The following is a 14,508-nucleotide window of genomic DNA, read 5'->3' on the forward strand; positions in this document are numbered from 1 at the left end:
TCTAGCCTTTTAAATTTGCAAAGTTAGACTTTTCTTGTACTTCATATTCAGATATAACGATCCATTCTTTAGCTATATCTTTATCACTTTTAATTTTAATCTTATTAAAAAACTGATCATAACCCTCAAAAAAACCATCTTTTTGATTTTCTACCAAAACTTCAAGTGAAACTTGATTTTTTTTCCTAAATTCATAATTATTTTTTTCTACTATGGATTTTAAAGTGTTTAGCCTTTCTTTAGCTAAAGTTCCATTTATCACATCTTTCATGGTAGCAGAATGCGTGTTGTTTCTAGGGCTAAAAATAAAAGCATGGATATGAGTGAGTGGAAATTCTTTAAAATTTCTTAAAGCTTCTTGCCATAGCTCTTCACTCTCGCCTGGATGAGCTACTATAAAATCCGTCCCTAAAGCATATCCTTTGCTTGCTATAGTATTAAAAAGCTTTAAATCATTATCCGTATGTGATCTTCTTCTCATTATACGAAGCATTTTTTCACTTGTATGTTGCAATGCAATATGTAAATGCCTTTCAAGCCAAGCTTCATCTAAGATTTCTAAAAAACTTTCATCAAGCTGTGCAGGTTCTAAACTACCTAGCCTTATGCGTTTTATACCTAAAATTTGTCCCATTTTTTGCAAAAGCTTGCCTAAACTTGTGCCATTTTTAAGCCCATATGAACCTATATTAGTCCCTGTTAAAACAATTTCACTATAACCATTAGCTCCTAAAATTTCAACCTGTTTTAAAAGAGCTTTTTCATCCACGCTTCTTGATTTTCCCCTCACGCTAGGAATAATACAATAAGAACAAGCAAAATCACAACCTTCTTGAATTTTCACAAAAGCTTTGGTATGATTTTCATACTCACAAACTATATCTTTATCAATAAAATTTAAATTTCCAAGTTCATAAAAACTTGTCTTTGCTCCTAAAAATTCATTGATTTTATCTTTATTTGACGCTCCAAGCACTCCAAAAACTTGCTTTTTATCTAAAAGCTCCTTACCTTTGCTTACAGCACCACAACCTGTAAGTATAACTTTAATGCCTTTTTTTTGCATGGTATTTACATAAGACTTTATCCCGCTATCAGCTCCATTTGTAACCGTGCAAGAATTTACAACGATAATTTGTGCTTTATTCTCATCATTTATAATCTCATAATCTTTTACATAACTTTTTAAAAGCTCTGTATCATAAATATTTGTGCGACACCCAAAGGTTTTAAAAAAAACTTTTTCTTTCAATCCTTATTCCTTGCATGAAAATACATATTTTCATAATGTTGTTCAAAATGATTTTGATTTAAATTTCCTAAATATAAATTTTGCGATGGATAAGCAATTTTTATATCTTTATGCTTATTAAATTCTTTTATAATCTCTTTGCTAATCGTACTTCTTAATACCAAAGCCGCATAAGCATTAGTCATATACCATGCAGAAATTCTCATTCCCCAATGTTCAAAAAACATAAAAAACCTTGGCTCCACTTTAGGATTTTTAATACTATATTCATGTTGTAAACGAGCTATATTTTTTCTAGCAAGCTCAGTATAACCTTTGGCATGGCGTGTAACAATATTTTCCACAATTTCTTGAGCTTTGTCAAGATTGCTATCAAAAGTAACACTTATATCAATGCCATCAAGCACGGTTTTCATACCATGATGAGTATAATTAGCAAGCAAATTTGTAAAAACATAGTTATTAGGAATAAATATAATACGCCCACTACGACGATTTTTATTATAAGTTTCAAGCGTAAGCTCTTCATAAAGAGTAATGCGTAAAAAAGAAATGTCTATAATATCTCCTATATAGGTAGTATCATTTTGAAAAACCTTTATACGATCCCCTACTCTAAAACTTCCGCCAAAAATAATCACACACCATCCAAGCATAGACATAAACATATCTTTCATAGCAATAGCTAAGCCTGCAGAGGCAAAACCAAGTATAGTTACAAGATAAGTAATATTTTCTATATAAGCAAAGAGCAAAATAAGAAAAATAATATTTATATTAATAAAATTAATAATCTTCGTAGCAGTATAATATCTTTCACTATCCTTAATGTACTTTTTAGCAATAAATTTCAACATAAAAGCTATAGCTATAACAATAACAATAGCAACAAGTATATTTACAGCCCTTAAGCTTTGAACTTTAATCTCAGCACTTACTCGAGAAAGCTCTTCATCAATTTTTTTCTCATAAACAGAATAAGAAACACTAGCAAAATTTAAAGCTTGCTCAAATTCTTCCAGCTTTTTATCCGAAGCTTTTAAAGCTTCTATATTCTCAACACTTGGTTTAAGCTCAACTAATTCCTTAAGTTCTGAGTTTTTTTCCCTGATTTTATCTACTAAATTTTTAAAATCATTAAATTTAAATATATACTCTTCCTTTTCTCCTTTTAATTTCTTAATATGAGAAAAAGCTCCTATAATAGCCAAAGGATTAGTAAGCTTAGATAAAGTTTCTATATTATCAGGGGCACTAAGACTTTGTGCAAAATTTAAATCTTTATATTCTTTAAGCAAGTTCAATTGCTCTTCTAAATTTGCTATCTTGCGTTTAAGTTCTTCTTGTTGGTGAATATCGGAAGTCTTTTTTAAATTAAGATTTAAAATGATTAATTCATCATTTATATCTTGATATTTTATAAAATTTTCATAACGTATATTCCAAATACTAGCACTGATTACAGTATTTAAAGTATTAATTTTCTCATTTATATTATTAATAATAGTCCGATTTACATCACCAAAAGCAAAAACAACAAAAAAGGTTAAAATAATAATTTTTTTCATTGGAATTCTCTTAAAGTTGCAATTATATCTTCTTTAGAAATATCACCTTTTATCAAACCCTTACCCAAAGGACTAGCAAGAACAAAATTGATTTTTTTATTAGAGCTTTTTTTATCCATGAAAAAAGCTTCATAAAATTCATCTACATTGTTGATTTTATATGATATTGGCAAACCGAATTTAAGTAAAATATCTTTTATTCTTTGACTTTGCATTTTATCCAAAAGCCCTAAATTTAAAGCCAATTGATTTGCCATAACCATACCTATAGCCACCGCTTCTCCGTGTAAATAAAGCTTATAATCTGTAAAATTTTCTATAACATGAGCAAAAGTATGACCATAATTTAAAAGCATTCTAAGCCTTGATTCTTTTTCATCTTGTTCAACAACCCTTGATTTAAGCTCTATGCTTTTTGCTATAATCTGAGTAAAAATTTCATTCTCACAAGTAGCATTTAAGAAACTTTTTTCATCAATTTTTTCTATAAAATCAAGTATACTATCATCAAACATTGCTGCCATTTTAATAAATTCAGCCATGCCTGCAGCAAGTTCTCTAGAGCTCAAAGTCTTTAAAAAAAAACTCTCACAATATACAGCTTTAGGTTGATAAAAAGTGCCAATAAGATTTTTACCAAAATTATTATTAACACCTGTTTTTCCACCTACTGCTGCATCAACACAAGCTAAAAGTGTAGTAGGAATATTTATAAAATCAATACCTCTTTGATAAATACTAGCAGCAAATCCGCCCATATCACTAATCACGCCACCACCAAAACTTATAAGTACGCTTTTTCTATCCAATTTAGAATTAAACATTTGGTTTAAAATTTCTTCCATGGTGCTTAAATTTTTATATTCTTCACCATCTTTCACAGTGGCAATAAAAATTTCTTTTGCCTTAATTTTAGAAAGTAATGTTTTCAAATGAAGACCTGAAATCTTAGGATTTGAAAGTATAAAAACCTTACTATCAAATTCTAATTCTTCAAGTTCATCAATATAAACCTTATAAGCATTTTCTTTTAACTTAACTTCTACTTGCATTGAACTACTCTTTTTGCATTTATTTTATCACATTTAATTAATTATTTATTCTACTGGTATGAAAAGTTGGTAATTTTGTCTCATTTTATAATAATGCCTATTTAAATTTGTACTTAAATTTCTGCCAAAATCTCTATTTAGTAATTCTTTTTGAAAACTCACAAATTGTAACAAATCTTCGCGATATTGCAAATTTAAAAGAGGGTTTTCATCATTTTTATTAATAATTTGTATATTTTTATCATAAAGCTTAGATAAACTTCTAAAATACTCCTCCATATCTGTAGTATTTTGAGAATTTGGATTATAATAATATAAAATAACTCCAAAATCAAGCTGTTTACTTAAATCAGTAATGACATTTGCATTGTTTTCAAGTTCACTCTCATCGGCACTTAAAATAATCGCTTCTTTAAGCTCATCAAAAGAAGCTTCACCCACCTTCATAATAGGAATTTTTAAATCAAAAAAAGCTTGTTTTTCTTTCTCAAAATTTTTTATATCGGTTACAACTAATCCTATATCATTATTTTGCAACCATGTGGAAATTTGTTTAAAATCCGTGTTGAAATAATCAAAAAACACACCTTCTTTATCCTCAGAAAGTTTTTTTAATTTTTCATACATTACCCCTAATTTAGGATTGATAACATGTATAAAAAATCTTTTTGCATTGCTTTTTTGAGTTAATTTTAAAGTAGTATCAAGCACTCTTTCTTGCATATTTTGATTCATATTTTTCATATCAATTAAAGCAAAAACATTACTTCCAAAAGGCATAGGAAATTGCCCTGCTTTGCCTCTTATATTATGAAAAATACTTTGTAAAACAACAGGATCCCCAACGATCAAAATGCTATCATTTGGCTCTAGAACAAAAGATGGTTTTACAAAATAAATTTTAGAATTTCTATAAATAAGGACTATGCGCCACCTTTTTTGTTGTATTGAACTTATGTGCCTATAAGCAAAAATAGACCCTGCTGGAATTTTTACTTCCATAATCTCTCCAACTCCAAGTCCTATATACTGAGCTGTTAAAGCAATATCTGGTAAAAAATCCATAAATCTACGGCTTAAAGTCATTCTAGCATCAGCTAAATTTGCATGAGTATCATTAACACTTAATCCCCAAAAATCCATTATTTCTATTTCTAAATTTGGATTTAAAGAACGCAAAGCCTCATAACTTTTTTTAGTTTCAAATTCATCTTGCATATAAATAAAAGCCTGTTTAAAATCCTTACTCATAATATTTTCAAGACGCGCTGTGCTTGTAGGATCAAAATAATGCAAGTCAATATACTCACTAGAAATATTTAAGTTATTTTTTTCACTATTTTGACACACTACTGTAAAAAAGTAACCTAAGCCTTTTTCAAAACAAAGCCTTTCTAAGAAATGCTTTGCTAAAATACCATCTATTATAATTAAAATATTATTCATTTTAAACTCCAAAAAGGAAATTATAACAAATGGAATTTAAATTAAAGCATAAAGATGGAATGGCAAGGGTTTGTGAAATCACTACCGCACACAGCACTTTTTTAACCCCTGTTTTTATGCCTGTTGGCACAGTAGGAGCGGTTAAAAGTCTTGATGCTAATGATATGAAAAATGAGCTTGATGCAAAAATTATTTTAGCAAATACCTATCACATGTACTTGCGTCCAACTTCCAAAGTAGTAAAAGATTTTGGAGGTTTACATGGATTTACGAAATTTGATAGAAGTTTTTTAACCGATAGTGGTGGTTTTCAAGCTTTTTCTTTAAGTAAAAATTCCAAACATTTTAATGAAGGCATAGAATTTAAAAGTCACATTGATGGAAGTCGTCATCTTTTTACTCCAAAAAGTGTTTTAGATACTCAATATGATTTTAATTCTGATATTATGATGATTTTAGATGATTTAGTAGCCCTACCCGCAACCAAAGAAAGGGTTAAAATTTCTGTTGATCGCACTATACTTTGGGCAAAAGAGGCTATTACTTATCATAAAAATATGCAAAATAAAGGTATAGGTATAGGGCAAAATATTTTTGGTATTATCCAAGGTGGTACAGATTATGAAGAAAGAAAGCGTTGCGCTTTAAGTTTAAATGAAATGCCATTTGATGGTTTAGCTATAGGTGGGCTTAGCGTGGGCGAAGAAAACGCCTTGATGTACGAAACAGTCCAAAACTTAAACCCTTATCTAGACGAAAATCGTCCAAGATATTTAATGGGCGTAGGAACGCCTGAAGATTTAGTAGAAAATGTTGAGCGAGGGGTAGATATGTTTGACTGCGTGATGCCAACTAGAAATGCAAGAAATGGAACATTTTTTACAAGTTTTGGAAAATTTAATATTAAAAAAGCAGAATTTATCAACGATCATGAAGTTATAGATCCTACTTGCTCATGTTATACTTGTCGTAATTTTTCAAGGGGTTATTTAAACCATCTTTTTAAAGCTAAAGAACTTACTTTTTTTCGTTTGGCAAGTCTGCACAATCTACATTATTATCTTGAACTTGCAAGAAAGATGCGTGAAGCAATTTTGAACAATTCTTTTACGCAATTTAAAAGAAATTTTTATCACTTAAGAGGCAAATAAAATGCTAGAGCTACACGAAAATCTAAAAAAAATCCTGCAAGCAAAGAATTTAGAAACTTTCTATAGCGAAATTTATGGACAAAAAATTTTTGTTTACGTGGGATTAAATTTAGAAACTTGGCTTTTTAATGATGAAAAAATTTATAAACTTCAAAATGAAGAATTTAAGCTTTCTAGCATAGAAGAATTTTCAAATTTTATTAAATCTATTTTAGAAGATTTTAAAGTACAAAATACTCATTTTCAAAACCTTTTAGAACACAAAGAAGGTATTATCTTAAAAGGTGGTTTTGTTAAAAATTTTTACAAAAAATCCTTTGTTTTAAGACAAAAAATTAACAAAAATCTAAAGCAAATTAATCTTCTAAGTGAAGCTTTCAATCTTTTGCTTAGCGAACAAGCACAATACAAAAAACATTTAAAAATTCTAAATTTATCCATCAGCATCTTAAATAAAAATACCAAAGAACATCTAACAAGAATTGATACTCTTTATACATTAACAAGTGCAATTAAAAATGAAAAAATGAATAAAAGTATTTATCTTTTAAGCATACTTTCTTCTATTTTCTTACCTTTAAATTTGATCGTAGGATTTTTTGGAATGAATACTAATAATCTTTTTTTCAAAGATAGCCCTTATGGTACACTTTATATTTTTTCTTTGATTTGCTGTATTTTGATTGTAGGTTTTATATTTTATCATTCAAAAAAGACTAAAGAATTTGATTTAGATGAAGGTAAAAAAGCTAAAAAACAAACAAAATAAGCAAAATTTTGCTTATTTTAAGAATATTTATATATAATTTTAACTTATTTTTGCGCTCATAGCTCAGCTGGATAGAGCATTTGATTGCGGTTCAAAAGGCCAGAGGTTCGAATCCTCTTGAGCGCACCATATTATTTATCTTCTTTAATTTTTCTTTTAGCTAATCCCATATGCTCGTAAGCATCAATTTCTTTTTTGTAAGATCCAGAAATTTTCTTAAGTTCTTTATTTAAGTAACTTACTGTTTGTGCACTTGCATTAATATTTGCAGCCAAAGCAGAAACAAATTCTAGTTTCTTTTTTGCTGCTTCATCTAATTCTTTAGAAGTTTTTGAACCAAGTTTATGTGTCTGCACATAAAGTTTGGCAAGTTCTTTTAATTCAATATCCGTTAGTTTAACATCGGAAGCAGCAATTATCATTTTATCTAAGTCTGTATCAAATTTTTTAGTCTTTTCAGCTACATGCTGCTTTTGGCTAGTTTTTTGCTTTTTAATTGTTTTTTTGCCATCACTTGTAATAAGATAAGCAATCACGCCTAAAAACAATAAAAGCGCTAAAGCAGCACAAAAAATAACCAAAAAAATATGGTTCATTTAAAGTTTGCCCACAAAATTTCGCTTCCTTCTTGCAAAAAAAGCTAAAACCACCATCAATGCAAATCCCCAATAAACGTAATTAGGAATTTGAGCCGCTTCGCCTGCGGCGTAAGAATGAAGTCCTGTTAAAAAGTAATTTACTCCAAAATAAGTCATAATAATAACCCAATAAGCAAACATACTCCATAAAGCAAACACAAATTGATTACAATATTTTGGAATCATTCTAAGATGCAAAATTGCTGCATAAACCAAAATGCTAACTAAAGCCCAAGTTTCCTTAGAATCCCAACTCCAATATCTCCCCCAACTTTCATTTGCCCAAATTGCACCTAAAAAATTTCCTACAGTAAGTAAACAAAGTCCAAAAATCATTGCCATTTCATTAATTCTTGTAGCCTCTGTAATATTTCTCAAAATATTAAGATTATATTTTCCATCTTTCTTAAGAAAACACATTAAGAACAGTGTAAAGATACCAAGTAAGGCACAAAGTCCTAAAAATCCATAACTAGCAGTAATAACAGATACATGAATACTAAGCCAATAAGAATTGAGCACAGGAACAAGATTTGTAATTTGCGGATTCATTTCGCTTAAATGTGCAACCATTAATACAACACCGGATAAAATAGAAGTTAATGACAAGGCTATAGGACTTTTTCTAGAGAAAAATATACCCGACAAAGACAATGCCCAAGCTATATACACCATACTTTCATAGCCATTACTCCACGGAGCATGACCTGATAAATAAGCACGAAGTCCAAGACCTACTGTATGAATTACAAAAGCTAAAACATTTAAAACATATACCACTTTAAATATAAAAGAGATTTTTAAATTCGGTACGACCATTTTAGAAAAAACAAGAATCAAAAGTAAAAAACCCGCAATTAAATATACAGGAGCGAGTTTAACGAAAATTTCAGCCTTATTAGAAAAAATTTCCATTTCAACCTTGGTTTTACTAGGCATGACTTTATATCCTATTTTTTCTTGATATTCTTTGATAAATTTCAAGCCTTCATCAGCTCTAGTCCAATTACCATCTTTAAAAGCATTTTCCACGGCACTAAAATAATTCTGTATTAAAGCCAAAACAATATGCCCTTCATCCCCCTTAAGAGTAGTTACAGCAGAAAAAGGTGCAAGCCAAACATTATTTGGATTATTTTGAACAGGAATAAATTTAAATAATTCACCACTAAAAACTAAATTTACAACATTAGCTCTTTCATCTAGTTTTATAATTTCCTTATCAAAAACTCCTCTTGCATTTGGGTTTTTACGATTTGCATTTTCAACATATTTTTGAAGTTTATATCGGTTATTCTCATCAAAGAAATCTTTATAAGAAATATATTTAGCACTAGGAATTTCTAAAATATTTGCAATAGCATCACGAACTGCTTGATTTTGTGGCATTAAAATAAAAGGTTCCATTTGCCATTTATCTACATCAACGAGCATGGAAAGCATAACAGCGTTAGAATTTTGACCCTTATAGCTATCACTTTGATGAATTTTTTCTAAAATTTCTCTTGATAGCGTATCAAAAGGCACCATTCTTCCATCTGCTGATTTTTGAACTATTAAAGTGGCAAGAGCTTTAGCATGATTAGTATTTACCACAGGTAAGGTCGAATTTAAATCTTGAGCAAAAGTCTTTTCAGAACCAAAAGATAACAATAAAATAAAAATAATCACACTTGTATGTTTTAAAGTGTCTTTATTAATTAATCTTGCCAAAGTTCTAAATCTAGAATGTGGATTTAAAAAATTCATAAACATTCCAAGACAAAGCAGAAAATAACCTATATAAGTTGGTATTTTGCCCGGATCTTTATTTACAGATAAAACAGTCCCTTTTTCATCTTGATCATAAGAACTTTGATAAAATCTATAGCCATCATAATCTAAAACATTATTCATAAAAATTCTATAATCAAAATTTTCATTATTATTTTTTACGGTAATTTCACTTGCATAAGAAGCTGGAGACATAGAACCTGGATAACGATCTAATACAAAATCTCTTAAATAAATATCAAAAGGCAATTGTTCATAAGAAAGCGCCCAAGAAATAAAGAATTTTTGATCTGCAAGTTCTATCATAATAGGTTTATTATATTCAAAAATATAAAATTCTTTACTTTCATTTTTATAGCTTAATTCTAATTTTAAAGCATTAGAGCCAGTTAATTCTAAGTTTTTATTCTCATTGCTTAAGGCAAAATCTTTAAAATGCAATAATAAAGAATTTTTCCAATTTTGAGGCTCGCCAAAAGTAGAAATCAACATAGTTCTACCCACTTCTAACCAAGCAGATTTAAACCATAACCAAAAACTTTCATCTTGAGGTCTATTGGAACCTTCTAAAGCTTCTTGCGCATGGAAAGAAGCAGCTTTAACTACAAAACTAATATCATTAATTTCATAAAGTCTTCTTTCCTTAGCATTTGCCTTTTCTCCAATTTTAAGGTCTAAATTTTGTCCATCTAGCATACTTAGAAAATGTAAGTTTTCACTTGAACTTAAAGTTAAATTTTCATCAATTTTTACAAAAGGTGCTTTAACATTATCATTCATAAAAGCAAAGTTAACCCCTTCTATATTCTTAACTTCACCTTTTTCAAATTTAACATCAACACCTTGAGATCCTTTTTGAGAAAGCATCAAAACCAATAAAGGATCAGAATTATTATTTTCTTTATAAGTATAATGAGCATTTAAGATTAAATCTTTATATTTTAATACAGCTTGATCATCACCTAAATTAAGTTTTAGTTTAAAAGAATTAGCAAAAGGCAAATTTCCTATATAACGATCATTAACCGCACTATAGCGTTCTCCATCTTTTATAGCAGAAATACGCAAAGAAGTCTTAGAACTTTCTATAAGTGAATTTTGAGTATGCTCTCTAATAGGTAAAATACCTTCAAAACCAGCATATCTTGTCATTGCAGAACCCACTAAAATAAATAAAAAAGAAATATGAAAAATCATTAAAGGTAATTTTTTAAGCCCAAACATTTTATAACGAAACATCCCGCATAGTAAATTAATACCAAGTAAAAGTTGTATATATTCAAACCAAAAAGTATCATAAACCATTGCCCAAGCCGTAGGAGTTCCATAAGCACTTTCAATAAAAGTTGCCAAAGCACAAAAAAGCGCAAAAAGCAAAAACAATACAACCGAAACTCTTAAATCCCCTATGCTTTTTATTATATTTTTCATTCTTTTTCCTTTAAATTTTAAAGCCCTAAATATTTCTTTCTAATCTCATCATCACCTATTAAATTTTTAGCCTCGTTTTCCATTACAATGCGACCATTTTCCAAAACATAAGCATAATCACTTATTTTTAATGCAGAATAAGCATTTTGCTCTACCAAAAGAATAGTTATACCCTCTTCTTTTAAACGCACAATAATATCAAAAACTTCACCCACAATCTTTGGAGCAAGTCCTAAAGAAGGCTCATCCAACATCAAAAGTTTTGGTTCACTCATTAAAGCCCTTGAAATCGCAAGCATTTGCGCTTCCCCTCCACTCAATGTTCCAGCTAAAGCATGCTTTTTACTTGCAAGTCTTGGAAAAAGTTTATACATTTGCTCTCTTAAATGCTCATAATTTTCAGCATTATTAAAAGCACCTATTTTTAAATTTTCCTCTACGCTTAAATTAATAAAAACACGCCTTCCTTCAGGAACTAAAGCTATACCTTTTTGAACTAAAGTATGAGTTAAATGCCTTTTAGTATCATAACCTAAGAAATTAACCTCACCAGTTCTTTTAACTGAGTTTAAAAGCGCATTTAAAGTTGAAGTTTTACCTGCTCCATTTGAACCTATAAGAGAAACAATATGACCTGTTTCCACTTTAAAATCAATCCCTTTAACAGCTTCAATTAATCCATAATAAACATGCAAATCTTTAACTATTAGCATCAAAATCCCCTAAATACGCAGCAATTACTTCTTTATGATTTACAGCATCGCAAAGTTTACCTTCAAAAATTGTTTTTCCATAATCAAGTACCAATACGCGATCACACAATTTATTTACAAATTTCATATCATGTTCTATAAGCAAAACGCTAATTTTATAATCTTTTCGTAATTTAAAAATGAGCTCAGCAAGTTCATCACTCTCAGAGCTATTCATCCCAGCGGCTGGCTCATCAAGCAATAATAATCTTGGTTGAGTAGCCATTGCTCTTGCAATCTCAACTTTTCTTTGTTGTCCATAACTCAAGCTAGTAGCCTTTTCATAGGCAAATTCTGCAATACCAAGTTCTTCTAATATTGCATAAGCCTTCTCTTTAAATACTTGTTCTATTTTTCCAAAACGCCCTAAATGCAAAAAGGCTTCAAAAATATTATATTTCATTTGTTTATTAAAACCAATAAGAACATTTTCAAGCACATTCATGCTTGAAAAAAGCCTAATATTTTGAAATGTTCTAGCTATTCCTAAATGCACAATCTTATGAGGTTTTAAGTGATCAATTCTTTCTCCTAGAAATTCAACCGAACCTGAACTAGGTTTATAGTTACCTGTTATAATATTAAAAAGAGTTGTTTTGCCAGCCCCATTAGGTCCAATTAAAGCAAAAATTTCACCCTCATTGATTTTAAAAGAAGTTTCATTAATAGCCTTAACACTACCAAAACTTTTTGAAATTTGTTTTAATTCCAAAATCATTTTTTGCTCCTTTTAAAACGCTTTTTAATCCCTCTAATCACATCACTCAACTCATAATAACCCATTATGCCTTTTCTTGCAAAAAGCATTACTAAAATCAGAACAATAGAAAAAACAACCATTCTAAGCCCTGGCGTTGATTGGATATCAAGATTTAAAGAATCTATTTTTATATTTAACTCATCTAAAAATCTAAGCCACTCACTTCCACCAATAACCAATATCGCACCTATAATAGCACCTGTAGTAGAACCAAGTCCACCTAAAACAATAATAATCAAAAGCTGAAAAGTAAGTAAAAAATCAAATTGAGTTGGAGATACGGTAGTCAACAGACAAGCTAAAAGTCCGCCACCTACACCTTCTAAAAATGCTGAAGTGCTAAAAGCTAAAGTTTTTATCCAAAAAGTATTTATTCCCATAGCGCTTGCAGCATCTTCATCATCTCTTATAGCCTTCATTGCACGACCATATTTAGAATAAACTATATTTAAAATTAAAATAACCGCTACAATAGCAATACCACCTGTCCAATAGATCGTGGAAAATTGTGGAATATCTACCAGCCCTCTTGAGCCATTAGTAATAGAAGGAAAATTAATAGCAGCTATTTTAATAATTATTCCAAAGCCTAAAGTTACAATAGCCAAATAATCCCCTCTCACGCGAAATACAGCAAAAGCCAAAATCAGGGCAAGTAAAGATGAACAAATTCCAGCCACAATTAAAGCTAGAATAAAGGAATTTGAATGGATAGCTAAAATAAAAGAACTAGGACCATCTAAAAAAAACTGATCATTTTTTGCATCAGCACTTAAAAGAACTAAAGCAGCCGCATAAGCTCCAATCGCAACAAATCCATTGGGTTCTAGTGAAAATTGTCCAGTTACACCATTAATAAGATTGTAACTCACAGCCAAAATAATAAAAATAGCAATTTGATTAACAATGTTTAATCCATAATCCCCAAAAATATAAGGAGAAATGAAAATAAAAATAATTGAAGCAATTAAAAAGATTAAATGTGAAACCTTAATTCTAACCATCATTAAAACCTACTCTTTTCAAAATTTATACCTAAAATTCCCGTAGGCCTAAATAACAATATAAACACCAAAAAAATAAAAGCAAATGCATCTTTAAAGCCTGATAAATCTGGAAAAAAAGCCACAACAACAACTTCAGTAAATCCTATAATAAGTCCACCCAAAACTGCACCTACTACAGAACCTATACCTCCTAAAACTGCAGCAGCAAAAGCTTTTAAACCTATTAAAGTTCCCATAGTAGGTTCAACAGAGTAATAATTTGCAGCCCAAAAAACACCCCCAACTGCTGCCAAAGCTGAACCTAGGGCAAAAACTATAGCAATAATACGATTTGCATCTATACCCATTAAATTTACTGTTTGTATATCAAATGCCAAAGCACGAATAGCTATACCATATTTGCTTTTATACAAAATCCATAACACTGCTATTAAAATAACAAATGTAAGAGCAGGAACCATTAAAGAACCATAAGTTGTTATCACTCCACCAAAATTAACACTTTCCTCAAAATAACTTGGCGGTGTAAAAGTTCTAGGTGTTGAAGTAAAAAGCATATTAAAAAGATTTTGCAAGAAAAAACTAATACCGATTGCTGTAATCAACAATGAAATTCTAGGAGCCTGTCTTAAAGGTTTATAAGCGATTCTATCTGTAGCTATTCCAACACAAGCAGCAAAAATCATTGCTAAAGACAAAGCTCCTAGAAAAGGAACATTTAGATTAGTCATGCAAAAAAGAGCCGCATAAGCACCAACCATCATAATATCGCCGTGAGCAAAATTAATAAGTCTTAACACGCCATAAACCATAGTATAGCCAACAGCAATAAGGGCATACATACTGCCCAAACTAAGTCCATTAACAAGTTGTTGTAAAAATAAAGTAGAATCCATAATCTTTCTATTT

Annotated in this window: 12 protein-coding genes and 1 tRNA gene; 3 read left to right on the top strand and 10 right to left on the bottom strand. The window is 29.8% G+C overall.

Annotation, left to right across the window (positions count from 1 at the left end; translation table 11 throughout):
* Position 1: 1 nt before the first annotated feature.
* From mtaB to FBF11_RS04925, 4 genes are read right to left on the bottom strand one after another with little or no spacing between them, the layout of a single operon-like run.
* Positions 2-1,252, bottom strand: a complete 1,251-nt coding sequence (gene mtaB, locus FBF11_RS04910) for a tRNA (N(6)-L-threonylcarbamoyladenosine(37)-C(2))-methylthiotransferase MtaB (RefSeq protein ID WP_002868672.1) — start codon at positions 1,250-1,252, stop codon at positions 2-4.
* Positions 1,249-2,820: a mechanosensitive ion channel domain-containing protein gene (locus FBF11_RS04915; protein ID WP_057042418.1), complete on the bottom strand. Its 1,572-nt coding sequence runs from the start codon at positions 2,818-2,820 to the stop codon at positions 1,249-1,251. Before FBF11_RS04915 ends, mtaB begins: the two co-directional genes overlap by 4 nt.
* Positions 2,817-3,872, bottom strand: a complete 1,056-nt coding sequence (gene aroB / locus FBF11_RS04920; RefSeq protein WP_002868670.1) for a 3-dehydroquinate synthase — start codon at positions 3,870-3,872, stop codon at positions 2,817-2,819. Before aroB ends, FBF11_RS04915 begins: the two co-directional genes overlap by 4 nt.
* A 45-nt stretch (positions 3,873-3,917) precedes the next feature.
* Complete coding sequence (locus tag FBF11_RS04925) at positions 3,918-5,318, bottom strand: COG3400 family protein (RefSeq protein WP_002856550.1); 1,401 nt, start codon at positions 5,316-5,318, stop codon at positions 3,918-3,920.
* Between the two features lie 29 nt (positions 5,319-5,347).
* On the opposite strand from FBF11_RS04925, the gene tgt reads away from it, so the two are divergent.
* From tgt to FBF11_RS04940, 3 genes are all read left to right on the top strand, one after another.
* The gene (tgt, locus tag FBF11_RS04930) at positions 5,348-6,469 is read left to right on the top strand and encodes a tRNA guanosine(34) transglycosylase Tgt (RefSeq protein ID WP_002868669.1); all 1,122 of its coding nucleotides are present in this window, start codon (positions 5,348-5,350) and stop codon (positions 6,467-6,469) included.
* 1 nt (position 6,470) lies between these two features.
* The gene (locus FBF11_RS04935) at positions 6,471-7,238 is read left to right on the top strand and encodes a magnesium transporter CorA family protein (protein ID WP_002860739.1); all 768 of its coding nucleotides are present in this window, start codon (positions 6,471-6,473) and stop codon (positions 7,236-7,238) included.
* A gap of 52 nt (positions 7,239-7,290) precedes the next feature.
* Positions 7,291-7,367 (top strand) — tRNA-Arg (locus FBF11_RS04940).
* Positions 7,368-7,369: 2 nt separating this feature from the next.
* Here the strand turns inward: FBF11_RS04940 and FBF11_RS04945 are convergent.
* The 6 genes from FBF11_RS04945 to FBF11_RS04970 are packed head-to-tail and all read right to left on the bottom strand — an operon-like array spanning position 7,370 to position 14,495.
* A complete protein-coding gene (locus FBF11_RS04945; protein WP_014517258.1) occupies positions 7,370-7,819 on the bottom strand; it encodes a hypothetical protein in 450 nt (149 codons plus the stop codon).
* A 15-nt stretch (positions 7,820-7,834) separates the two neighbouring features.
* On the bottom strand, positions 7,835-11,080 hold the full coding sequence (ccsA, locus tag FBF11_RS04950) for a cytochrome c biogenesis protein CcsA (RefSeq protein WP_052777269.1): 3,246 nt from the start codon (positions 11,078-11,080) through the stop codon (positions 7,835-7,837).
* 17 nt (positions 11,081-11,097) lie between these two features.
* Positions 11,098-11,793, bottom strand: coding sequence for an ABC transporter ATP-binding protein (locus FBF11_RS04955; RefSeq protein ID WP_002852965.1), 696 nt, complete (start codon positions 11,791-11,793; stop codon positions 11,098-11,100).
* The gene (locus FBF11_RS04960; RefSeq protein ID WP_002853599.1) at positions 11,780-12,550 is read right to left on the bottom strand and encodes an ABC transporter ATP-binding protein; all 771 of its coding nucleotides are present in this window, start codon (positions 12,548-12,550) and stop codon (positions 11,780-11,782) included. Before FBF11_RS04960 ends, FBF11_RS04955 begins: the two co-directional genes overlap by 14 nt.
* Positions 12,547-13,599 (bottom strand): branched-chain amino acid ABC transporter permease, encoded by a 1,053-nt coding sequence (locus tag FBF11_RS04965; protein ID WP_002853049.1) that lies wholly within the window; start codon positions 13,597-13,599, stop codon positions 12,547-12,549. The genes FBF11_RS04960 and FBF11_RS04965 overlap by 4 nt, the downstream gene beginning before the upstream one ends.
* Positions 13,599-14,495, bottom strand: a complete 897-nt coding sequence (locus tag FBF11_RS04970; protein ID WP_002852952.1) for a branched-chain amino acid ABC transporter permease — start codon at positions 14,493-14,495, stop codon at positions 13,599-13,601. Before FBF11_RS04970 ends, FBF11_RS04965 begins: the two co-directional genes overlap by 1 nt.
* Positions 14,496-14,508 lie beyond the last annotated feature (13 nt).

This window comes from Campylobacter sp. CFSAN093224 (genome assembly GCF_012897395.1).
GTDB classification, from domain to species: domain Bacteria; phylum Campylobacterota; class Campylobacteria; order Campylobacterales; family Campylobacteraceae; genus Campylobacter_D; species Campylobacter_D jejuni.